Origin of the sequence: Streptomyces fulvorobeus (genome assembly GCF_013167895.1) — a bacterium.
In the GTDB taxonomy this organism is placed as follows: Bacteria; Actinomycetota; Actinomycetes; order Streptomycetales; family Streptomycetaceae; genus Streptomyces; species Streptomyces fulvorobeus.
In genome coordinates this window covers 3,217,701-3,239,870 of record NZ_BLWC01000001.1, presented here as the reverse complement: position 1 = coordinate 3,239,870, position 22,170 = coordinate 3,217,701, and the positions used below count along the sequence as shown (strand labels likewise).

Genomic DNA, 22,170 nt, shown 5'->3' with positions numbered 1-22,170 from the left:
ACCGTACAGATACGGGTACCACTGTCCGTCCATAGGAACAGAACAACCCCCGTCCTCGGGACGGGGGTTGTTCTGTTCCAGGCGGTCAGCTCACTCCTCGCCGGCGAGCTTCAGCGCCCGCAGCTTCTGGCCCGCGTACCAGGTGGCGGCCACCGTGATGCCGGCCAGCAGCACCGTCGCCAGTGGCAGCCCGACGTCGGAGACGATCGCGCCCTCCGCGCCCACCTTCTCGGCGACCGCGAGGGACCACTGCTGCACACTCAGCGTCCGGGCGCCGGGCACCAGGCTGCCGAAGAGCGCCTCCCACACGAGCGCGTAGACCAGGCCGAAGACGACCGCGTGGCGGCTGACCGTACCGAGCAGCAGGAACAGCGCGCTGTACGCGATCGAGGCCACCAGCGCCGCGATCGTGTAGGCCACGGCGATCTGCTGGCCGTTGCCGTTGAGGATCAGGCCCGCGACCAGGGTCGGCAGGGCCGAGAAGACCATCGTCACGGCGATGGCCACGGTCAGTTTCGTGACGATGATCGTCGGACGCTTCACCGGCTTGGCCAGGAGGTAGACGATCGAGCCGTCGTCGATCTCGGGACCGATCGCCCCCGTCCCCGCGATGACTCCGATCAGCGGGACCATCGTGGCGAGGGCGAAGCCGCCCAGGACGTCCGACGCGACCTGGTCATCGGTCCCGGCGAACGCCCGTACCGCCACGGCGATGACGACCAGCAGCACGGGCAGGACGAAGAGGATGGCGGCCCGGCGCCGGCCGAGCAGGGCCCGGTAGGTGAGCCGGGCGACTGTGGGGTCGTACATGACGCTTCACAGCTCCTTTCAGGCCACTACTCAGGCCGCTACGAGATAGGAAAAGACCGATTCGAGGGACTCGTCGGACGGCGATACGGTCAGCAGCCGGATGCCGTGCTCGCGTGCCACCCGGGGCAGGAGCGCGGTGAAGCGCCCGAAGTCGACGGCCTGGACGCGCAGGGCCCGTTCGCTCACGTCGACCTCGATACCGGCGGTGGACGGGTCGGCGATGAGCGCGGCGGCGAGTGCGCGGTCGTCGCTCGACCGCACGAGATAGCGGTGCGGGCGGTCCGTCATCAGCCGTCGGATGCGCCGGAAGTCACCGGACGCGGCGTGCCGGCCGGCCACGATCACCTCGATGTGCGAGGCCAGCTGCTCGACCTCTTCGAGGATGTGCGAGGAGAACAGGACCGTACGGCCCTCCGCCCCCATCCGCCGCAGCAGCTCCATCAGCTGCATGCGCTGGCGGGGGTCCATCCCGTTGAACGGCTCGTCGAGCAGCAGCACGGACGGCTCGTGGACCAGCGCGGACGCCATCTTCACGCGCTGGCGCATGCCCTTGCTGTACGTCGAGATCTTGCGGTCCTGCGCGTGCTCCATCTCGACGGTGGCCAGGGCCTTGCGCGCGACCTCGTCGCCGAGGCCGTGCAACTCGGCGTTGGCGACGACGAACTCGCGGCCGGTCAGGAAGTCGTACATCCCCTCCCGCTCGGGCACGATGCCGATCTCCTTGTAGACCGCCTCGTTGCGCCAGATCGCCTTGCCGTCGAGCGTGACCTTCCCCGTCGACGGGGCGAGGAACCCGGCCATCATGTTGATGAGAGTCGACTTCCCGGCGCCGTTGGGGCCGAGCAGCCCGGTGACACCCGGGCCGACCGTCATGCTGACGTCGTTGACGGCGACCACGTTGCCGAACCAGCGCGAGGTGTGGTCGATCTCGATGGTGGTCACAGCCCGACCTTCCGGTAGCGGCGCATCAGCACGGCGTACGAGCCGGCGACGAGCGCGAGAACAACGATCAGATACGCCACTCCGGCACCGGCTCCCGGTCCTTCCCCTCCGGGGAAGGACGAGGTGGCGCCGAGGAACGCGGTCTGGACACCGTCGATCAGCGTGATCGGCGAGAAGAGCCCCAGCCACGGCACCGCGCCGCTGGACCCCGTCTCCCAGGCGATGGCCTGGAGCGTGGAGACCGCCCCGTACGAGATGGTCAGTACCGCGATCACCGCGGCGACACCGAAACCGCGGCGCGGGGTGAGGGCGGCCATCACCAGGCCGAGACCGGCGAACAGGACGGACAGCAACGCCACCGACACCAGCCCCTGCCCGAATTCCCTGGTCTGTGCGCCGAGATCGAACTTCGCGAGGAGTGAGCCCGCGTACAGGATGACGAGAGGTGTGGCGGTGAGGATGAAGAGCGCGGAGGCCATGGCGGCGAACTTGGCGACCACGTAGTCGCCGCGTTCGATCGGCCGGGAGAAGTACAGGGGGATGCTCTTGAACCGCAGGTCCCGGGAGACCGACTGCGGTGCCTGTGCGGCGATGAACAGCCCGATCACCGCCTGGAGGTAGATCGCGAAAGCGGTGTACTCGACGGGCAGTTTCGTCATCCCCGGGGTGGCGATGGCGACCGCCACGAGGATCAGCGCGACGAGGCACATCACCCCGCACAGCAGCATCGGGAGCACCTTGGACTTGGCGGAGCGGCCGAGCCCGAAGGAGCCCCGCAGGGACTGCGAGAAGAGCGAGCGGCGCGCGTAGGCGCGTCCCAGGCGCGGACCGTCGTAGGAGCGGTATCCGATGTTGTGGATGCGGGAGCTTTCGGCCCCGCCATGGCCCCGGTCCCGGTGCTCATCACGAACCGTTCCCCTTCTGCGCCGCGGCACCCGCGGACGCGGTGTGTGCCGCGCGGACCGTGTCCGGCGTCGTCTCCTCGGTACGGAAGACCTCGGCGATGTGGTGGCGCCGCTGTTCCATCCGCACGAGGCCGAGGCCGAGCCCGGCGACGCTGTCACGGACGATGTCGTACGTCTCCTCACCGGCCGCTTCGACCAGGAGGATGTGACCCGCTCCCGGCAGCCCCTCCACGTCCAGGCCGTCGAGGCCGATCAGCGGGACGCCGGCCTCGGTGAGGACCTTGCGCAGGGCGGCGGTGCCGTCGGGGTGGGTGTCGCTGTCGGTGACCTCGACCGCGAGGGTCGTGGTCGTCTGGGTGAAGTCACTGGTGGAGCTCGACCGCAGCAGGCTGCCGCCGTCGACGACGACCACGTGGTCGCAGGTGCGCTCCAGCTCGCCCAGGAGGTGCGAGGTGACGAGCACGGAGATGCCGAAGTCGGTGTGGATACGGCGGATGAGGCTGAGCATCTCGTCCCGGCCGACCGGGTCCAGGCCGTTGGTCGGCTCGTCGAGAAGGACCAGCTGCGGGTCGTGGACGAGTGCCTGCGCCAGCTTCACGCGCTGTTTCATGCCGGTCGAGTAGCCGCCGATGGGCCGGTAGCGCTCCTCGTACAGGCCGACATGGCGCAACGTGTCGGCGGTGCGCTCGCGCGCCGCCGTGGGCGGCAGCCCCGACATCCGGGCCATGTGCACGACGAACTCGGTGGCCGAGACGTCGGGTGGCAGGCAGTCGTGCTCGGGCATGTATCCGACGCGCTCCCGGATGGCGGCGCCACTGGTGGCGACGTCGAGCCCGAGCACCGCGGCCCGGCCTTCGGTGGCGGGGGACAGACCCAGCAGGATCTTGATCAGTGTGGACTTGCCGGCCCCGTTGGAACCCACCAGGCCGGTTACACCGGGTCCGATGTCCAGGGTGAGCCGGTCAAGAGCGGTCACCCGGGGGAACCGCTTGCTCAGGCTTTCGGTAACGATCACAGTCACGTATACGAACGTAGTGGCCTCGGCCACAGCGGTCGTCAGACCTGGCGGCTGTATCCGCGTCAGTCTCCAGGCGTACGGACCCGTAGGGGGACCCACGAGGAAGGACCCCCGGACGTCCGGGCCGGGTCGGTCCCGGAGTTGTCCACAGGTCTCGGCGCTCTCTTGACGTAGCCGCCGGACATTGTCACATTCATCGGTGTCAGGTTCGGGCACGTAGCCGGGGGCCGGGGGGCCGGCGCACGGGGTCCGCGAGCGGCGTCGGCCGCCGCGTCTCATCGGATGCGGTACGCGGTCACCCAGCGGGCCGGCGAGCGACTCACGGGACCCCGGACCAGGCGCGTTCCGGCTCGACGACGACCTGCCGCTCATGCGGCGTCCGGCAGAGGAGAAGGTGGCGGCGTGAAGCTGCGTGAAGCGCGCGAGCGCTGGGTCCGCACGGGTGGAGTCGAGCTGTGCGTCGCCGAGTTGGGCGACGCCTCCCGGCCGACGGTCGTGCTGGTGCACGGTTACCCGGACAGCAAGGAGGTCTGGTCCCAGGTCGCGTCCCGGCTGGCCGAGGAGTGGCACGTGGTGCTGTACGACGTGCGCGGCCACGGCAGGTCGACGGCGCCCTCGCCCCTGCGGGGCGGTTTCACACTGGAGAAGCTCACGGGCGACTTCCTGGCCGTCGCGGACGCGGTGAGCCCCGACCGGCCGGTGCACGTCGTGGGGCACGACTGGGGTTCGGTGCAGGCGTGGGAGTTCGCCACGGTCAGGCGGACGGAGGGGCGGATCGCCTCCTTCACCTCCATGTCCGGCCCTTCACTCGACCACTTCGGCCACTGGATCAAGCAGCGCATGAGCCGGCCCACGCCGCGCGGGGTGGGCCAGCTGATCGGGCAGGGCGCCAAGTCCTGGTACGTGTACCTGCTGCACACGCCGGTCCTGCCGGAGCTCGCCTGGCGGGGACCACTCGGCACGCGGTGGCCGCGGATTCTCCGGCGCATGGAGAAGATGCCCGAGGACGGTTACCCGACAGCGTCGCTGCCCCGGGACGCCGCGCACGGGGCCTGGCTCTACCGCGACAACGTCCGCCCCCGGCTGCGCGAGCCCCGCACCGACGCGTACGCGCACGTCCCGGTCCAGCTGATCACCCCGACCGAGGACTTCTTCCTCTCCGCGTCCCTCCACGACCGACTGGAGTCGTGGGTGCCGCAGCTGGTACGCCGGTCGCTGCCGGCCAAGCACTGGGTGCCCCGTACCAGGCCCGACCAGCTGTCCGCCTGGATCAGCGAGTTCGTCGCGTCGAACGAGACGGCACGGCGGGACGGGCCGCCGCTCCTGGGCCCTGCGGCGACCGGGGCCCACGCCGAACGGTTCGCCGGGCAGCTGGTCCTGGTGACGGGCGCGGCCGGGGGCATCGGCCGGGCGACGGCCTTCGCGTTCGCCGAGGCGGGTGCCCGGGTGGTCGCGGTGGACCGCGACGGTGAGGGGGCGGCCAGGACGGCGGAGAGGGCGCTGCTGATCGGCTCTCCCGCCGCGTGGGGCGAGACGGCCGATGTCGGCGACGAGCAGGTGATGGAGAAGCTCGCCGAGAAGGTCGCCCGGGAGTACGGCGTCGTCGACGTGCTGGTCAACAACGCCGGGACAGGTCTGTCCGGCTCCTTCCTGGAGACGACGAGCGAGGACTGGAAGAACGTCCTCGACGTCAATCTGTGGGGGTCATCCACGGCTGCCGGATCTTCGGCAAGCAGATGGCCGAGCGTGGCCAGGGCGGCCATATCGTCAACCTGGCCTCCGCGGCCGCCTTCCAGCCCTCACGGGCGCTGCCTGCGTACAGCGCGACCAAGGCGGCGGTGCTGATGCTCAGCGAGTGCCTGCGGGCCGAGCTGGCCGAGAAGTCCATCGGGGTGAGCGCGATCTGTCCCGGCATCGTCAACACCGGCATCACGGCGACCGCCCGGTTCGCCGGCGCGGACGCGGCGGAGGAGAGACGCCTGCGGAACCGGGCCGGCAGGCTCTACGGACTCCGGAACTACCCTCCGGAGAAGGTCGCCGACGCGATCCTCAAGGCCGTGGTGCGCAATCGGGCCGTCGTCCCCGTCACTCCGGAGGCCAGGGTCGCCCGGCTGCTGTCCCGGGTGAGCCCCAAGGTGCTGCGCGGCATCGCGCGTCTGAAGCCACCGCTGTGACCGGCGCTGTGGCCGGTGCTGTGGCCGGCGGGGGAGGCGGTGGCGAGGGTGACGGAGTCAGCGGGGGCGCCGGCGGTCCGGCGGCCGCGGAAAGCGTGCGGGACGCCGAGTACCGGATCGAGGACCTGGCCCACGCCAGTGGTGCCACGGTCCGCACCATCCGCGCCTATCAGGACCGCGGGCTGCTGCCCACGCCTGAGCGGCGCGGCCGGGCCAACGTCTACCGGCACACGCACCTGGCCCGGCTGCGGCAGATCGCCGGCCTACTGGACCGCGGCTACACCCTGGCCAGCATCAAGGAGTTGCTGGAGGCATGGGACGCGGGCCGCGGTCTGGGTGGTGTGCTCGGTATGGTCGCCGAGGTGCACGGCCCCTGGACCGACGAGGAGGCCGGCCGGATCACCCGCGCCGAGCTCGACCTGCGGTTCGGTATGTCCCCCGACGAAGCCGCCGTCGAGGAGGCGGTCGCTCTCGGCGTGCTCGAACGGGTCCCGGGCACGGAGGACGAGTTCCTGGTCCCCAGCCCGCAAGAGCTGGCGGTCGCGGCGGAGTTGTACGCGTCCGGGGTCCCCCTCCCGGCGATCTCCGCCCACCTGCGGGAACTTCGCGGCCAGGTCGAGCACATCGCCTCGCGCTTCCTGGAGTTCACCACCGAGCACGTCTTCGCCCGCTATCTCGGCCACCGCCCGCCGACGGACGCGGACGCGGCGGAAGCGGCCTCGATGGTACGGCGGCTCCGGCCCCTCGCCCAGCAGACGGTGGACGCCGAACTGGCCCGCGCCATGCGCGTGTTCGCCACCCGGCACCTGCGCCACCACCTGGTACCCGAGGAGCCGCTCACCGACAGCGACACCTCACGGCCGGTACTGCTCCCGGTGGACACAGTGCGCGCCGTCCAGCAGCTGGTTGGCGCGGACCGGGTGGAAGCCTTCGTCGCCGCTGCCACCCAACGAGAGCTGCAGGCAAGGACACTGGACGCACTCGCCAACATATCCCCTATAGAGGACTTAAGTTGAGCAACTGGGGCGTTTAGTAAGGTCCTTATCCACAGAACTCCCAAATTCCCTGTGGATAACCACAGTTGGCTGTGGATCAAACCCGAGCGCCCGCCTCACTCGGAGAAATCCGGCTGCACAGTAGTCGTACTACAAGCATCCTGTCCGAATGGATGAGGAACGCACCGTCACGGTGTCCAAGTTTCTTTCGCGCCATCTCAGGCACCAGCCGGAACGCATCGGAATCACGCTCGATGCCCAGGGCTGGGTCCGGATCGACGAGCTCCTTCGAGCGGCTGACGACCATGGACGCGCCCTGACCCGCGCCGAACTGGACCACGTGGTCGCGACCAACGACAAGCGGCGCTTCGTCGTGGACGGTGACCGCATCCGGGCACAGCAGGGCCATACCGTCGCCGTAGAGCTGGGACTGCCTGCCGCTGAGCCGCCGGCGTACCTCTACCACGGCACCGTGGCGCCGGCCCTGGAGGCGATCCGGGCCGAAGGACTGCGCTCCATGGACCGGCACCACGTCCACCTCTCGGCCGACCGCGAGACCGCGACCCGCGTGGGCGCCCGCCGCGGCCGTCCCGTCGTCCTCTCGGTCGACGCGGGGGCGATGCACCGGGCGGGCCACGTCTTTCACGTCAGCGCCAACGGAGTCTGGCTGACCGACGCCGTACCGCCGACGTTCCTGCGCCTGCGCGGATGACCGGGTGTTCCGGCCCGGTGCCGGGCTACCGCTTCAGGTTCCCCAGGCCCGTGCGGAGATCGTCGAGGTTCATGACGGGCGTGACGCTGACCCTGGCCCCGGCGAGGAAGAACGGCTCGGAGATCGGGGGCAGCTGGGCTGACTCGGCCATGTCGAAGACGAACATGCAGGTGCGGTCACCTTCCATCGGCGTGAAGTAGGCCGCCTCGGGCTTGAGATCCTCCACGATGTCCGCGATCAGCTTCGGCAGCGATCCGTCGGCGAGGGCACGGTTCGTGTGCTCGGTGTTCATCCGAGCGGTCAGCAGCATCCTCATGGCGTCTCATCCTTCCGGTGACGCGCCCGGTGCCGTGCGTCCACGCGCGGGAAGGGAACCGGCCGCGTCCACATCCAGCGTCACTCCGCGGATTCGAGGCGGCAACCCCCACGGCCCGTCCCGCCGCCCCACTCCCCGGACCACGCCGCGCCGCGCCCTGCCGGGCGTCCGCACGGCCCGGCCGTATCGTCACCCGCATGCACGTCAGCACCCTGATCCTGCCCATCCACCGCTGGAACGAAGGCCGGAAGGTCTGGCAGCGGGCCGAGGACCTCGGCTTCCACGCCGCCTACACCTACGACCATCTGGCCTGGCGGATATTCCGCGACGGACCCTGGTTCGGCGCGATCCCGACGCTGACCGCCGCGGCCGCCGCCACCGAGCGGATGCGCCTGGGCACCCTCATCACGTCACCCAACTTCCGGCACCCGGTCACCCTCGCCAAGGACCTCATCACGCTCGACGACGTCTCCGGCGGACGCATCACCCTGGGCATCGGCGCCGGAGGCAACGGCTTCGACGCGACGACACTGCGCCGGACCGGCGAGCCACCATGGACCCCGCGCGAGCGTGCCGACCACCTCGACGAGTTCGTACCCCTCCTCGACCAGCTGCTGCGTGAGCCCTCGGTCACGTACGAGGGCGAGTTCTACGCGGCCAACGAGGCCCGGAACATCCCCGGCTGCGTTCAGCGCCCCCGCCTCCCCTTCGCGGTCGCCGCCACCGGCCCGCGCGGGCAGAAGCTCGCCGCGCGGTACGGCCAGGGATGGGTGACCACCGGCGATCCGAAACTGTTCGGGACGGGGACGCCCGTGCAGTCCGTGGCCGCCCTGCGACGACAACTCGACGCTCTGGCCGCGGCGGGCGCCGCGGTCGGCCGGGACACCGCCGGGCTGGACAAGATCCTTCTCACCGGGTTCACCCCGGACCGGCCGCTCGACTCCTTCGACGCGTTCGTCGACTTCGCGGGAACACACTTCGCGCTGGGATTCACCGAGATCGTGCTCCACTGGCCGGTGCCCGAATCGGTCTTCGCCGCCGACGAGAAGGTTTTCGAGCGGATCGCCACCGAGGGACTGGCCCAGCTCGGCTGACCCCTCCCCTTCCCGCCCTCCCTGGTCCTTGGGTACATGCCGTCCTTGGGCACCTGCCTCCGGCATGTTCTGCTGTTCAGAGCGATGGACTCTCAGATGTGCGCCCCTGCGCACGCCCGTGCACTCCCATACGGGAGAATGCTCCCTGTGACCTCAGTTACCGATGCGCCGCTGCCCGCCGTGACCCGGCTGATCGCCACCGACCTCGACGGCACCCTGCTGCGCGACGACAAGACCCTGTCGGACCGCACGGTCGCGGCCCTCGCGGCGGCCGAGGAGGCCGGGATCGAGGTCTTCTTCGTCACCGGACGTCCCGCCCGGTGGATGGGCGTCGTCAGCGACCACGTCCAGGGCCACGGCATGGCGATCTGCGCGAACGGCGCCGCAGTGGTCGACCTGCGCGACGACGGCAGGCCGCTCCTGGTCAGGCCGCTGGAACGGGAAGCCGCCCTCGCGGCGATCCGCGCGCTCCGCGAGGTCGCCCCGGGCACCTCGTTCGCGGTCGAGTTCACCACCGGCATCCACTACGAACCGGCTTATCCGCCGTTCCACCTGGACCCGGGCGCCACGGTCGCCGTCGCCGAGAAGCTGCTCCAGGCCGACTCCTCCGGCTCCGGCGCCCCGGTGCTGAAGCTGCTGGCCCACCACGCCGAGCTGGCCCCGGACGAGTTCCTCGCCCTGGCCCGGTCCACCGCGGGTGACCTCGCCTCCTTCACCCGGTCGAGCCCCACAGCGCTCCTCGAGGTCAGTGGGCCGGGAGTCTCCAAGGCCAGCACCCTCGCGCTGTGCTGTGCGGAACGGGGCATCGATCCCGCCGAGGTGGTCGCCTTCGGCGACATGCCCAACGACGTGGAGATGCTCGGCTGGGCAGGTGCCTCGTACGCGATGGGCAACGCCCACCCCGATGCCGTGGCCGCCGCTTCCGGCGTGACCGTCACCAACAACGAGGACGGCGTGGCCGTGGTCGTCGAACGGATTCTCGCCGCCGGCTGACCCGGCCCACCGCCTGCCACCGCCCCGCAGGCCCGGCCGCCGCGCCGGCTCCGGGGCGCGGCCCTCAGAGCGGCGCCTCCCACACCACCGTCGCACCGCCCCCGTCCTCACCGATCCCGGGACCGAACCGGCTCGCACCGCCCAGCGACTCCGCCCGGCGGGCCAGGTTGCGCAGACCACTGCGGCGGCCGCCCTCCGGGATGCCCACACCGTCGTCGGCGACCGAGAGGCGTACCCCGTCGCGCCCGTCAGGAAGGGTGACGGTCGCGTCGACGACCACGTCGATCAGCGAGGCACCGGCGTGCCGGAACGCGTTGGACAACGCCTCGCGCAGCGCCGCGATGAGGTTCTTCCCGGCCAGTTCACCCACGAGCGAGTCGACCGGTCCGACGAAGTGGTGCGACGGTGTGAAGCCCAGCGGCACCGCCGCCATGTTGATCTCCCGCAGGACACGTGTGCGCAGCCCCGAAGGTGCCTCGGCGGGTTCCTGCTGCAACGCGAAGACGGCCGTCCGGATCTCCTGGATCGTCACGTCCAGCTCGTTGACGGCGCGTCCGACCCCGTTCCGCACCTCGGGCACCACCGATCCCCGCTGGGCGCTCTCCAACAGCATCCCGGTGGCGAAGAGCCGTTGGATGACGAGGTCGTGGAGGTCACGGGCGATCCGGTCCCGGTCCTCGTACACCGCGAGCCGTTCGCGGTCGCGCTGCGCCTCGGCCATCATCAGCGCGAGTGCGGCCTGCGAGGCGAACTGGGTGGCGAGGGTCCGCTCCGCCTCCGTGAACGGGCGCGCGCCCCGGCTGCGCGGGGTGGCCAGTGCGCCGAGCACCCGGCCGCCGCTGTGCAGGGGCAGCAGCATGCACGGGCCGAACTGGCCGGCCAGCCTGGTGACCATGCGGCCGTCCGAGGCCGAGTCGTCCATGAAGACGGCCTGCCCGTCGAGGAGCGTCGCCACGACGGGGCTCTCCGGCGGAATGATCACGCCCAGCGAATCGGACGGGTTCTCGGCGGACACCGCGACGGCCTCCAGCCCACCGTCCGCCGTAGGGAGCAGCACGATCCCCGCCGCGGACCCGGCGAGGCGACGGGCCTGTTCCGCGACGACCGACAGCGCGTCGTCGGCGTCACCACCGGACAGGAGCGCGGTGGTGACGGCGACCGACCCGTCGATCCACCGCTCGCGCCGGCGCGCCGCCTCGTACAGCCGGGCGTTGCCGATGGCGATACCGGCCTCGGTGGCCAGCACGCGCACCATGTGCAGGTCGTAGTCGGTGAACTCGCTCCCGCCGTGCTTCTCCGCCAGGTACAGATTGCCGAAGACCTCGCCCTGGACGCGGATCGGCACCCCGAGGAACGTACGCGTCCGCGGATGGCCGGCCGGAAATCCGGCGGACCGCGGATCAGCGGTCAGGTCGGCCAGCCGGAGCGGTACCGGATCGTGGAGGAGAGCGCCGAGGAGCGCTCTGTGGGCGTCGGGCCGGTGTCCGATCTCCCGGATCACGTCCTCCGGTACGCCGTGGGTGACGAAGTCGGACAGTCCCTCGCCGGTGTCGTCGACGACACCGATCGCGGCGTAGCGGGCCCCGGCGAGCTCGGCCGCCGTCTCGCAGATGCGGTCGAGGGTGGAGTGCGGTTCCAGGCCCGTGCCGGCCGAGCGCATGGCCTCAAGCAGCTGTGGGACGCGGGCGGTGAGTTCCGAGGAGAGTCCCTTAAGGCTGCGCGTGGCCCGGGTCGCGGCTTCGATCGGGTCCTTCGGGTCCGGCTCTGCCATGCACCGAGCCTAATTACTCCCATTTACTGGGGAAAGTCGGGCTGGAGCGCTACCGGGCCCGTCCGGGCGTTCCCTTCAGGCCGGCACGCTCCGCCGTTCCCGCTCCAGCATCCGCCGCAGGGGACCGTCCACGCCCGCCAGGTCGGCGTACGCACCGCGTTGCACCACGCGGCCCGCGTCGAGCACCACCACCTCGTCGACCGTGTCCAGTCCTTCCAGCCGATGCGTGATCAGGACGGTCGTACGGCCCCGGGTCGCCGTCAGCAGGTCCGCGGTGAGCGCGTCGGCCGTCGCCAGATCGAGGTGCTCCGCGGGCTCGTCCAGGACGAGTACGGGGAAGTCGGCGAGGAGCGCGCGGGCCAGCGCGAGCCGCTGCCGCTGGCCGCCGGAGAGCCGGGCGCCGTGTTCGCCCACCAGGGTGTCGAGCCCGGTGGGCAGCGAGTCGGCCCAGTCGAGCAGCCGGGCCCGTGCGAGCGCGTCCCGCAGTTCACCGTCGGTCGCCCCGGTGCGGGCCAGGCGCAGGTTCTCCCGGATGGAGCTGTCGAAGACATGGGCGTCCTGGGCGCACAGCCCCACGAACGTGCGGACGGTGTCGCCGTCCAGTTCGCACGCGTCGACACCGCCGATCCGGTACGTGCCGGCCCGCGCGTCCAGGAAGCGGAGCAGGACCTGGGCGAGCGTCGACTTGCCCGAGCCCGAGGGCCCGACCACGGCGACACGCCGACCGGCGACGAGTGTCAGATCGACGGACTCCAGGGCGTTCCTCGACGCTCCCGCGTACCGGGCGGACAGCCCTCGCAGGTCCAGCGGGAACGGCGAACCGGGAGCGGCGGCGGGGGTGGCGGGCTCCCGCACCGGCACCGGGGCGTCCAGCACCTCGTACACGCGCTCGGCGCTCCGCTTCACGCGTCGGCGGTACTGCACGGCGAGCGGCAGCCCGGTCACCGCCTCGAACGCCGCCAGCGGGGTCAGCACCACCACCGCGAGCGTCACCCCCGCCAGCCGTCCGTCGTGTACCGCGGGGAGGGCGACGAGTGCGGCTCCGACCACCGTGAGCCCGCAGACCAGCGCGGAGAGACCGCCGCCGAGCGCGGTCGCGGTCGCGGAGCGTGAGGCGATCCGGGTGAGGGTGCCATCCGCTTCGCGCACCTGGCGGCTGCGGGCAGGCAACGCCCCGGCGACGGTCAGTTCGGCCGTCCCGGTGAGCAGGTCGGTGACCCGGGTGGCCAGTTCGGCACGCGCGGGGGCCAGTCGGCGTTCCACGTGGCGGGCGCACGCCCCGCTCACCAGCGGCACGCCCACCCCCGCGACCAGGAGGCCGGCGGCGAGTACGGCACCCGCCTCCGGGAGAAGCAGGCCGGTGAAGCCGACCGCCGCGCAGCCGACGACGACCGCGGTGCCCACGGGCAGCAGCCAGCGCAGCCAGTAGTCCTGCAACGCGTCCACATCGGCCACGAGGCGCGACAGCAGGTCACCGCGGCGCGTCGTCCGCAGACCGGCCGGGGCGACGCGCTCCAGCCTCCGGTACACGGCGACCCGCAGTTCCGCGAGCATCCTGAGCACCGCGTCGTGCGAGACGAGCCGCTCGGCGTACCGGAAGACGGCGCGTCCGATACCGAAGGCGCGGGTCGCGGTGACGGCCATCATGAGGTAGAGCACCGGCGGCTGTTCGGAGGCCCGGGATATCAGCCATCCCGAGACGGCCATCAGCCCGACGGCCGAGCCGACGGCGAGGCTGCCCAGCAGCAGGGCCAAGCCCAGTTTCCCGCGCTGCGCCCCGGCGGCCTCCCGTACCCGGGCCAGGACGTGCCCCTGCCCCGGGGCGGTGTCCCTGAGGTCCGCTGCCTCCCCCGCCCCGTCCGGCTCGCCGGGGGCCACGAGGGAGGGGCCTTGGGCGAGCGCTTCCACCGGGCGCCCGTCTTCCGCGTCCGGAGCGGCGTCCGCGCGGTTTCCGGCCTCCGGCGGCCTCAGCGTCACCACACGGTCGGCAACCGAGAGCAGGGCCGGGCGGTGCACGACGAGGAGTACGGTCCGGCCCGCCGCCAGTCTGCGTACCGCATCCACGATCCCCGCCTCCGTCTCGCCGTCCAGGCTCGCGGTCGGCTCGTCGAGCAGGAGCAGGGGACGGTCCGCGAGGAACGCGCGGGCCAGGGCGAGCCGCTGGCGCTGCCCGGCCGAGAGCCCCGCGCCGTCCTCACCGAGCGGTGTCCGCTCGCCCTCGGGGAGGTCCGCGACGAAGCCGGACGCGCCCGCGTCCCGCAGCGCCGCCGACACGGCTTCGTCGTCGGCGTCCGGGCGGGCCAGCCGTACGTTCTCGGCGACCGTCCCCGCGAAGAGGTGCGGACGCTGCGGCACCCAGGCGATCCGTTCGCGCCAGCGCTCGGGGGACAGGTCGGCCAGATCGGCCCCGCCGACCCGCACGCTCCCCGGTCGGGCGCGGAGAAGCCCAGCACCACGTTCAGGAGCGTGGACTTGCCGACACCGCTGGGCCCCACCAGAGCGACGGTCTCGCCGGGCTCCACCACCAGGGAGACGTCACTCAGGGACGGTTCGCTCCGGCCCGGGTGGCGGACGGTCACCCCGTCGAGCTCCAGCCTCGGTGCCGGAGGGACCGCCTGAGTACCGGCCGCCCTGGGCTCGGTCTCCAGGACCGCGAAGATCTCCTCCGCGGCTGAGAGCCCCTCGGCTGCCGCGTGGTACTGCGCCCCCACCTGCCGGATGGGCAGGTACGCCTCCGGCGCCAGGATGAGGATCACCAGGCCGGTGTAGAGGTCCAGTTCGCCGTGGACGAGCCGCATCCCGATGGTCACGGCGACCAGCGCCACCGAGAGGGTGGCCAGGAGTTCCAGGGCGAAGGAGGAGAGGAAGGCGATCCGTAGGGTCCGTACGGTGGCCTGCCGGTACTGCGAGGTGATGGTGCGGATCGATTCCGCCTGCGCCTTGGCGCGTCCGAAGACCTTCAGGGTCGGAAGTCCGGCGACCACGTCGAGGAAGTGCCCCGAGAGCCGCGACAGCAGGTGCCACTGCCGGTCCATCCGGGACTGCGTGGCCCAGCCGATCAGGATCATGAAGAGCGGAATGAGCGGGAGCGTGACCACGATGATCGCGGCGGAGACCCAGTCCTCCGTGACGATCCTCGCCAGGACCGCGACGGGCACCACCACCGCGAGTCCCAGCTGCGGCAGGTAGCGCGCGAAGTAGTCGTCGAGCGCGTCGACACCCCGGGTGGCGAGCGCCACCAGGGAGCCGGTGCGCCGGCCGCTCAGCCAGTCGGGCCCGAGCTGCGCGGCGCGCTCCATGAGCCTGCCGCGCAGCTCCGACTTGACCGCCGCACCGGCCCGGTACGCGGCCAGCTCGGTGAGCCAGGCCACCAGGGCCCGGCCCACCGCGACCGCGGCGAGCAGCAGGAGAGGGGTGCGGAGCCCGGGAAGGGACAGGCCCTCCTCGAATCCGCCGACCACCACTTCGGCGATGAGCATCGCCTGGGCGACCACCAGCGCCGCCCCGACGAGCCCGAGCGCCACCACGGCAGCCAGGAAGAGCCGGGTGGCCCGGGCGTACCGGAGCAGACGCGGGTCGATCGGTTTCACGTGAAACATCTCCCGGAGAGTGCGCTGCGGCGGGTGCGGTCAGTGGTGCGCATCGGCGATGTGCTGGGTACCGATGCGCTTGCGGAACACCCAGTAGGTCCAGCTCTGGTAGAGCAGGACGACGGGAGTGGCGATACCGGCGCACCAGGTCATGATCGTCAGGGTGTACGGCGTGGACGAGGCGTTGGTGACCGTGAGGCTCCAGGCGTCGTCCAGCGAGGACGGCATGACGTTCGGGAACAGCGTCAGGAACAGCATGGCGACGGCGGCCACGATGGTCAGGCCGGAGAACGCGAACGACCAGCCCTCACGTCCGGCCGCGACGGCGACGACGGCGGCGGCCAGTGCCCCGGCCGCGACGATCATGGCCAGCAGACTCCAGCTGTCCCCGTTGTCGATCTGGGTCCAGGTCAGGAAGACCAGCGTGAGCACGGCGGTGGCCGGTCCGAGCGTGAGCGCCAGACCGCGGGCCCGTTCCCGGATGTCCCCGACCGTCTTGAGCCCGGCGAACACCGTTCCGTGGAAGGTGAAGAGGCAGAGCGTGACCAGGCCCCCGAGGAGGGCGTACGGGTTGAGCAGGTCCCCGAGGGTGCCGACGTACTCCATGTCGGCATCGATCTTCACCCCGCGCACGATGTTGCCGAAGGCCACGCCCCAGAGCACGGCCGGGATCAGCGAGGTCCAGAAGATCGCGTGCTCCCAGTTGGTCTGCCACTTCTCCTCCGGTCGCTTCGAGCGGTATTCGAAGGCGACCCCGCGCACGATCAGGCAGAGCAGAATGACCAGCAGCGGCAGGTAGAAGCCGGAGAAGAGCGTGGCGTACCACTCGGGGAAGGCGGCGAAGGTCGCACCGCCCGCGGTGAGGAGCCAGACCTCGTTGCCGTCCCAGACGGGACCGATCGTGTTGATCAGCACCCGGCGCTCCTTGCGGTCACGGGCCAGCACCTTGGTGAGGACACCGATACCGAAGTCGAACCCCTCCAGGAAGAAGTAGCCGGTCCAGAGGACGGCGATGAGTACGAACCAGACGTTGTGGAGTTCCATCTCTCAGCTCCTCCGCGCTCAGTAGGAGAACGCCATGGGGCGGTCGGCGTCCTGGTCGTCGTGTCCGCCGATCGTGGTGGGCGGGTTGAGGTCGGCCTCGCTGAGCTCCGGCGGCCCTGCCTTGATGTACTTCACGAGCAGCCTCACCTCGATCACGGCGAGCACCGCGTAGAGCAGGGTGAAGACGGTCATCGAGGCGATCACCTCGCCCTGCGAGGTGCCGGGGGAGACGGCGTCGCGGGTCTGGAGCACGCCGTAGACGACCCAGGGCTGACGCCCCATCTCGGTGAAGATCCAGCCCCAGGAGCTGGCGATCAGCGGGAAGAGCAGGGTCCACAGGGCGACGAGCCAGTAGAGCCTGGTGAGCTTCGGGCTCAGCGCCTTGTTCCTGAACAGGACCAGATGCGGCACCTCGTCCTCGCCGGTCCGCATCGCCGGTGGCAGCAGGAAGCGCCGGCGCGTGAGCCACAGTCCGAGCAGGCCGAGACCGAACGACGCCATGCCGAAGCCGATCATCCAGCGGAAGCTCCAGAAGGCGACCGGGATGTTGGGCCGGTAGTCGCCGGGGCCGTACTTCTCCTGTGCGGCCTTGTTGAGGTCGTTGATGCCGGGGACGTACGAGTCGACGTCGTAGTCGGCGAGGAAGGACAGCACCCCGGGGATCGAGATCTCCACGGTGTTGTGCCCCTCGCTGACGTCCCCGTACGCGAAGACCGAGAAGGGCGCGCCGTTCTGCCCGTCCCACAGCGCCTCGGCGGCGGCCATCTTCATCGGCTGCTGCTCGAACATCACCTTGCCGAGGGTGTCGCCGCTGACGGCGGTCATCATTCCGGCGATCACCACGGTGACGAGCCCGAGCCGCAGGGACGTCCGCATGACGGGGATGTGCCTCCTGCGGACCAGGTGGAAGGCGGCGATGCCGACCATGAAGGCTCCGCCGACGAGGAAGGCGGCCGTGATGGTGTGGAAGAACTGGGTGAGCGCGGTGTTCTGTGTGAGCACGCTCCAGAAGTCGGTGAGCTCGGCGCGGCCGCGCTCCTCGTTGATCCGGTAGCCGACCGGGTGCTGCATCCAGGAGTTGGCCGCCAGGATGAAGTACGCCGAGAGGATGGTGCCGAGGGAGACCATCCATATGCAGGCGAGGTGGATCCTCTTCGGCAGCTTGTCCCAGCCGAAGATCCACAGCCCGATGAAGGTGGACTCGAAGAAGAACGCGATCAGCGCCTCGAAGGCCAGCGGGGCCCCGAAGACGTCACCGACGAAACGTGAGTAGTCCGACCAGTTCATGCCGAACTGGAACTCCTGGACGATGCCGGTGACGACACCCATGGCGATGTTGATCAGGAAGAGCTTCCCCCAGAACTTCGTGGCTCTGAGGTACTTCTCGTTGCTCGTCCGCACCCACGCGGTCTGCAGGCCGGCGGTGAGCGCGGCGAGGGAGATCGTGAGAGGGACGAACAGGAAGTGGTAGACGGTCGTTATGCCGAACTGCCAACGCGCCAGGGTTTCCGGCGCCAGAGCCAGGTCCACGTCGTCGTTCTCCTTACGGGCCGAGTCCACCGCACACCGGGTCCCCAATCCCGTCGATCACGGGAGAAACGAGGCGAGCTTGTGAACGCGTTCACATTCACAAGCAATTATGGCGCACACACTTTCGGAGCGTTCGATCGGGGGTCGTTTCCAGCCGCGTGCGGCCCGCAGCCCGTGCCGTAGGCCGTCCGTCCCGCACACGACGGTGGCCCCGGACCTCATCGTTCGAGGTCCGGGGCCACCGGCAGCACCCAGCGCGTAACGGCCACGGCGGAAGGGTCCGCGCGCCGGCCGCTGCTCACTCCTTGCGGTACGACTCCGTCACCTTGAGGAACACGTCATTGGCCTCGGGCTCCCCGATCGTGACCCGCACGCCCTCACCCGCGAACGGCCGGACGACCACCCCGGCCCGCGCGCACGCCGCCGCGAAGTCGACGGTACGGTCCCCGAGCCGCAGCCAGACGAAGTTGGCCTGGGACTCCGGAACGGTCCAGCCCTGGCGCACCAGCTCCTCGTACACCCGGGTGCGCTCACAGACCAGTGTGCCGACCCGGCCCATCAGCTCGTCCTCCGCGCGGAGCGAGGCGACGGCCGCGTCCTGGGCGAGCTGGCTGACGCCGAAGGGGACGGCCGTCTTGCGCAGCGCCGCCGCGACCGGCTCGTGGGCCACCGCGAACCCGACCCGCAGACCGGCCAGACCGTACGCCTTGGAGAAGGTCCTCAGCACCGCGACATTGGGCCGGTCCCGGTAGATCTCGATGCCGTCCGGCACCTCGGCGTCCCGGATGAACTCCTTGTACGCCTCGTCGAGCACCACCAGCACATCGCCGGGCACCCGGTCCAGGAACCGTTCGAGTTCGGCCCTGCGGACCACCGTGCCCGTCGGGTTGTTCGGATTGCAGACGAAGATCAGGCGCGTCCGGTCGGTGACCGCGTCCGCCATCGCGTCCAGATCGTGCACATCGCCGTCCGTCAGCGGCACCTTCACCGAGGTCGCGCCGCTGACCTGCGTGATGATCGGGTACGCCTCGAAGGAGCGCCAGGCGTAGATGACCTCGTCCCCCGGACCCGACGTGGCCTGAAGGAGCTGCTGCGCCACGCCGACCGAGCCCGTTCCGGTGGCCAGGTGCGAGACAGGCACGCCGAACCGGTCTGCCAGCTCGTTCATCAGAGCGGTGCAGGCCATGTCCGGATAGCGGTTGAAGTGCGCGGCGGCGGCGAGCGCGCTCTCCATCACACCGGGCAGCGGCGGAAACGGGTTCTCGTTGGAGGAGAGCTTGAAGGCGACCGGTCCGCCGGCCGCCGCCGGCTTCCCCGGCACATAGGCGGGCACACCGGCCAGCTCGGCGCGCAGCTTGGGGCTCGTATCGCTCACCGCAGGTCCTCCTCGACCATCCGTGCACATCAATACTGCTCACCTTATGAGGATTCGGCCGCGCTGCGAATGGCCCGAGCCGGGATTCGCCCCCTGTGCCGGGAACCACACGGAATGCTCCCGCCCGCGTCGGCGCCGACGAGGGGGAGTGTTGGACGTACCGCCGCGCGCCGGTAGCTCGCGCCGTGGCGCGCATCCCTCGAAGAGGTGAGTTGAGACCTCTTCGAGACATCGTTCATTCAGCAGGCCCATCGACTTCGGTGCATGACACACTTGCGCGACAACAGCCAACTGCCTTGCTTTCCAAGGCAGTTAACATTAAATGATCATGCAGAAACGTGCCTCTCGGCGGGTGCATATGCGACCGGGCCAACTACCCGTCAGAGCCCTACTATCGGCTCGCCATGACAGCAGCAGGGAAGCACCAGGTGAGCCGGACAGAGACGCCCCGGCGTAACGGCCGGCAAGGACGGGCGGGTATCCGGGATGTAGCCGCCGCGGCCGGCGTCTCCATCACGACCGTCTCCGACGCGCTCAACGGCAAGGGCAGGCTCCCGGAAGCCACCCGCCGCCATGTCCGCGAGGTCGCCGAGCGGCTGGGCTATCGCCCGTCCGCGGCGGCCCGAACCCTCCGTACGGGCAAGTCGGGGCTGATCGGCCTGACCGTGACCACGTACGGGGATGAACCTTTCACCTTCACCGAATTCGCGTACTTCGCCGAAATGGCCAGAGCCGCCACGTCGGCGGCGCTCGCCCGCGGTTACGCCCTCGTCATCCTCCCCGCCACCTCCCGCCACAGCACCGTCGACGTCTGGTCGAACGTCGCGCTGGACGGCACCGTCGTCATCGACCCCTCCGACCAGGACCCGGTCGTCACCGAACTCGTACGCCAGGGCGTACCGGTCGTCTCGGACGGCCGCCCGGCCGGGTCCCTCCCGGTCACCGCCTGGGTCGACAACGACCACCGGGCCGCCGTCCTCGACCTTCTCGACCACCTCGCCGCCGCCGGAGCCCGCCGCATCGGACTGCTGACCGGCACCACCACCGACACCTACACACGGCTCTCCACCACCGCCTACCTCCACTGGTGCGAGCGCGTGGGCCAGGACCCGGTGTACGAGTCCTATCCGGCGCACGACCCGTGCGCGGGCGCCGTGGCGGCCGACCGTCTGCTGGCCCGCCCCGACCGCCCGGACGCCGTGTACGGGCTCTTCGACCCCAACGGGACGGATCTGCTGGCGGCGGCCCGCAGGTACGGGCTGCGCGTCCCGGAGGACCTGCTGCTGGTCTGCTGCAGCGAGTCCACCGTGTACGCGAGCACCGAACCGCCCATCACCACGCTGTCCCTGAAGCCGCGCAGAATCGGCACAGCGGTCGTCCAGCTCCTCATCGACGCCATCGAGGGCGTCGAACACGACGGCCCCCTCGAACAGGTGATACCGACCGAGCTCATCGTCCGGACGTCGTCACAGCGCCGCCCACCGCGCACCACGGTCAGCGCCCCACGATCTCCGGCCGGGGATTGATCATCACAATCCGGACCAATCAGCCGGTGAACCGTACGTGCGCGCGGATTCACCACCCCTGGTGCGTCACACAGCACGATCCGCATTCCTATGATGGGCGCACGACACCGCGGACCACCTCTACCAGGCAAGGCCCGTCAGGTGTACGGCGGCGCAACGGTGGTGGAGGGGTCGATGACTCAGGGGGCCGGTCAGGAACCCGTGGTGCGGACGGCGACGTTGCGTGACTTCCGCGTACCTCCGTATGCGCAGACGTATGCGCAGACGCCCATGCCCCGTACCCGCCACATCCCGGCAGTGTGGCCATGGACGACGGACCGCCGGAGGGCTACACGCCCACCGAGCGCGATCTGCCGGTGATCAGGCGCGAGGAGAGCCCCGGGGCGCGCCCCTCCCCGGGCAGCGGCCGGCCGCCGGGGCGGGGCGGGGCCCCCTCTACGTGGTCGGTGACGTCCACGGCTATCTGGACGAACTCCTGGCCGCCCTCGCCGAACAGGGGCTCATCGACGCCCAAGGCGCCTGGGCGGCGGGCAACGCCCGGCTCTGGTTCCTCGGCGACTTCACGGACCGGGGCCCGGACGGCATCGGCGTCATCGACCTGGTGATGCGGCTCTCCGCCGAGGCCGCCGCGGCCGGCGGGTACTGCAAGGCCCTGATGGGCAATCACGAACTGCTGCTCATCGGCGCCAAGCGGTTCGGCGACACCCCGGTGAACTCCGGCGCGGGCACCGCGACCTTCCAGGCGGCCTGGCTGCTCAACGGCGGCCAGAAGTCCGACATGGACCGGCTCCAGGACGTCCACCTCCAGTGGATGTCCCGGCTCGACGCGGTGGTCGAGGAGGACGGGCATCTGCTGATGCACTCCGACACGACGGCGTACCTCGACTACGGCTCCACCATCGAGGACGTCAACGACACGGTGCACGCCATTCTCACGCGTAACGACGCCGACGAGTGCTGGGACGTCTTCCGCAAGCTCACCAAGCGGTTCGCCTTCCGCGACGAGGGGGGCGCGGGAGCGGTGCGCGAACTGATGGCGGCGTACGGCGGCGAGCGCGTCGTGCATGGTCACAGCCCCATTCCGTATCTGCTCGGCGAGGTCGGTTCGGAGAACGGCGAGGACAGCGCACGCCCTGTCGTGGTCGGCCCGCACGTGTACGCGGACGGACTCGCCATCGCCATGGACGGCGGAGTGACCATGGCCGGAAAGCTACTGGTGGTCCAACTCCCGCTGCGTGAATGAAGCACGACGGGGAGAACACCGACACGACGTGAGCACGCCGATCACCGGGCCTATTTACGGCAACCCTCTGTCACCCCGCGCGGTGGGCGCTCTACCATCGGCGTATCAGTAGCAGGCTCTCCTCCGTTTCCG

At 70.5% G+C, this 22,170-nt stretch carries 15 protein-coding genes and 3 pseudogenes; 8 read left to right on the top strand and 10 right to left on the bottom strand.

All coding sequences use genetic code 11. From position 1 onward, the window contains the following. Nucleotides 1–90: 90 nt before the first annotated feature. Genes Sfulv_RS14635 through Sfulv_RS14620 form a run of 4 tightly spaced genes read right to left on the bottom strand, consistent with a single transcriptional unit; the run spans nucleotide 91 to nucleotide 3,672 of the window. Entirely contained in the window at nucleotides 91–810 is a 720-nt protein-coding gene (locus Sfulv_RS14635; protein WP_173314111.1) for an ABC transporter permease subunit, read from the bottom strand. Between the two features lie 30 nt (nucleotides 811–840). Further along, entirely contained in the window at nucleotides 841–1,752 is a 912-nt protein-coding gene (locus Sfulv_RS14630; RefSeq protein ID WP_173314109.1) for an ABC transporter ATP-binding protein, read from the bottom strand. Further along, on the bottom strand, nucleotides 1,749–2,612 hold the full coding sequence (locus tag Sfulv_RS14625) for an ABC transporter permease (protein WP_173317864.1): 864 nt from the start codon (nucleotides 2,610–2,612) through the stop codon (nucleotides 1,749–1,751). The genes Sfulv_RS14630 and Sfulv_RS14625 overlap by 4 nt, the downstream gene beginning before the upstream one ends. Before the next feature lie 43 nt (nucleotides 2,613–2,655). Continuing rightward, nucleotides 2,656–3,672, bottom strand: coding sequence for an ABC transporter ATP-binding protein (locus Sfulv_RS14620; RefSeq protein ID WP_256669262.1), 1,017 nt, complete (start codon nucleotides 3,670–3,672; stop codon nucleotides 2,656–2,658). Nucleotides 3,673–4,077: 405 nt separating this feature from the next. Here Sfulv_RS14620 and Sfulv_RS14615 point away from each other — a divergent pair. From Sfulv_RS14615 to Sfulv_RS14605, 3 genes and pseudogenes are all read left to right on the top strand, one after another. Further along, nucleotides 4,078–5,849: pseudogene (locus Sfulv_RS14615) on the top strand (SDR family oxidoreductase). 95 nt (nucleotides 5,850–5,944) lie between these two features. Then, nucleotides 5,945–6,865 carry a MerR family transcriptional regulator gene (locus Sfulv_RS14610; protein ID WP_256669259.1) on the top strand — a complete coding sequence of 307 codons (921 nt, stop codon included), beginning with the start codon at nucleotides 5,945–5,947 and terminating at the stop codon, nucleotides 6,863–6,865. Between the two features lie 148 nt (nucleotides 6,866–7,013). Continuing rightward, on the top strand, nucleotides 7,014–7,556 hold the full coding sequence (locus tag Sfulv_RS14605; protein WP_173314108.1) for an RNA 2'-phosphotransferase: 543 nt from the start codon (nucleotides 7,014–7,016) through the stop codon (nucleotides 7,554–7,556). A gap of 25 nt (nucleotides 7,557–7,581) precedes the next feature. On the opposite strand, the gene Sfulv_RS14600 is transcribed toward Sfulv_RS14605, so the two are convergent. Then, nucleotides 7,582–7,872, bottom strand: a complete 291-nt coding sequence (locus Sfulv_RS14600; RefSeq protein ID WP_173314106.1) for a hypothetical protein — start codon at nucleotides 7,870–7,872, stop codon at nucleotides 7,582–7,584. 197 nt (nucleotides 7,873–8,069) lie between these two features. On the opposite strand from Sfulv_RS14600, the gene Sfulv_RS14595 reads away from it, so the two are divergent. Both Sfulv_RS14595 and Sfulv_RS14590 read left to right on the top strand, forming a co-directional pair. Continuing rightward, nucleotides 8,070–8,966 carry an LLM class flavin-dependent oxidoreductase gene (locus tag Sfulv_RS14595; protein ID WP_173314104.1) on the top strand — a complete coding sequence of 299 codons (897 nt, stop codon included), beginning with the start codon at nucleotides 8,070–8,072 and terminating at the stop codon, nucleotides 8,964–8,966. Between the two features lie 147 nt (nucleotides 8,967–9,113). Beyond that, on the top strand, nucleotides 9,114–9,959 hold the full coding sequence (locus Sfulv_RS14590) for an HAD hydrolase family protein (RefSeq protein ID WP_173314102.1): 846 nt from the start codon (nucleotides 9,114–9,116) through the stop codon (nucleotides 9,957–9,959). 64 nt (nucleotides 9,960–10,023) lie between these two features. Here Sfulv_RS14590 and Sfulv_RS14585 read toward each other — a convergent pair whose 3' ends face one another. Further along, on the bottom strand, nucleotides 10,024–11,730 hold the full coding sequence (locus Sfulv_RS14585) for a sensor histidine kinase (RefSeq protein WP_173314100.1): 1,707 nt from the start codon (nucleotides 11,728–11,730) through the stop codon (nucleotides 10,024–10,026). 78 nt (nucleotides 11,731–11,808) lie between these two features. Continuing rightward, nucleotides 11,809–15,215, bottom strand: a pseudogene (gene cydD / locus Sfulv_RS31475) (thiol reductant ABC exporter subunit CydD); the annotation flags it as partial. On the opposite strand from cydD, the gene Sfulv_RS31470 reads away from it, so the two are divergent. Beyond that, entirely contained in the window at nucleotides 15,202–15,324 is a 123-nt protein-coding gene (locus Sfulv_RS31470) for a hypothetical protein (RefSeq protein WP_371874667.1), read from the top strand. The pseudogene cydD and the gene Sfulv_RS31470 sit on opposite strands and share 14 nt — an antisense overlap. Before the next feature lie 35 nt (nucleotides 15,325–15,359). Here Sfulv_RS31470 and cydB read toward each other — a convergent pair whose 3' ends face one another. From cydB to hisC, 3 genes are all read right to left on the bottom strand, one after another. After that, nucleotides 15,360–16,364, bottom strand: coding sequence for a cytochrome d ubiquinol oxidase subunit II (gene cydB, locus Sfulv_RS14575; protein WP_173314098.1), 1,005 nt, complete (start codon nucleotides 16,362–16,364; stop codon nucleotides 15,360–15,362). An 18-nt stretch (nucleotides 16,365–16,382) separates the two neighbouring features. Continuing rightward, a complete protein-coding gene (locus Sfulv_RS14570; protein ID WP_173317859.1) occupies nucleotides 16,383–17,894 on the bottom strand; it encodes a cytochrome ubiquinol oxidase subunit I in 1,512 nt (503 codons plus the stop codon). 298 nt (nucleotides 17,895–18,192) lie between these two features. After that, nucleotides 18,193–19,269: a histidinol-phosphate transaminase gene (gene hisC, locus Sfulv_RS14565; RefSeq protein ID WP_173314097.1), complete on the bottom strand. Its 1,077-nt coding sequence runs from the start codon at nucleotides 19,267–19,269 to the stop codon at nucleotides 18,193–18,195. A gap of 404 nt (nucleotides 19,270–19,673) precedes the next feature. On the opposite strand from hisC, the gene Sfulv_RS14560 reads away from it, so the two are divergent. Next, nucleotides 19,674–20,795, top strand: coding sequence for a LacI family DNA-binding transcriptional regulator (locus Sfulv_RS14560; protein ID WP_173314096.1), 1,122 nt, complete (start codon nucleotides 19,674–19,676; stop codon nucleotides 20,793–20,795). Between the two features lie 174 nt (nucleotides 20,796–20,969). Then, nucleotides 20,970–22,038, top strand: a pseudogene (locus Sfulv_RS14555) (metallophosphoesterase). Nucleotides 22,039–22,170: the final 132 nt, after the last annotated feature.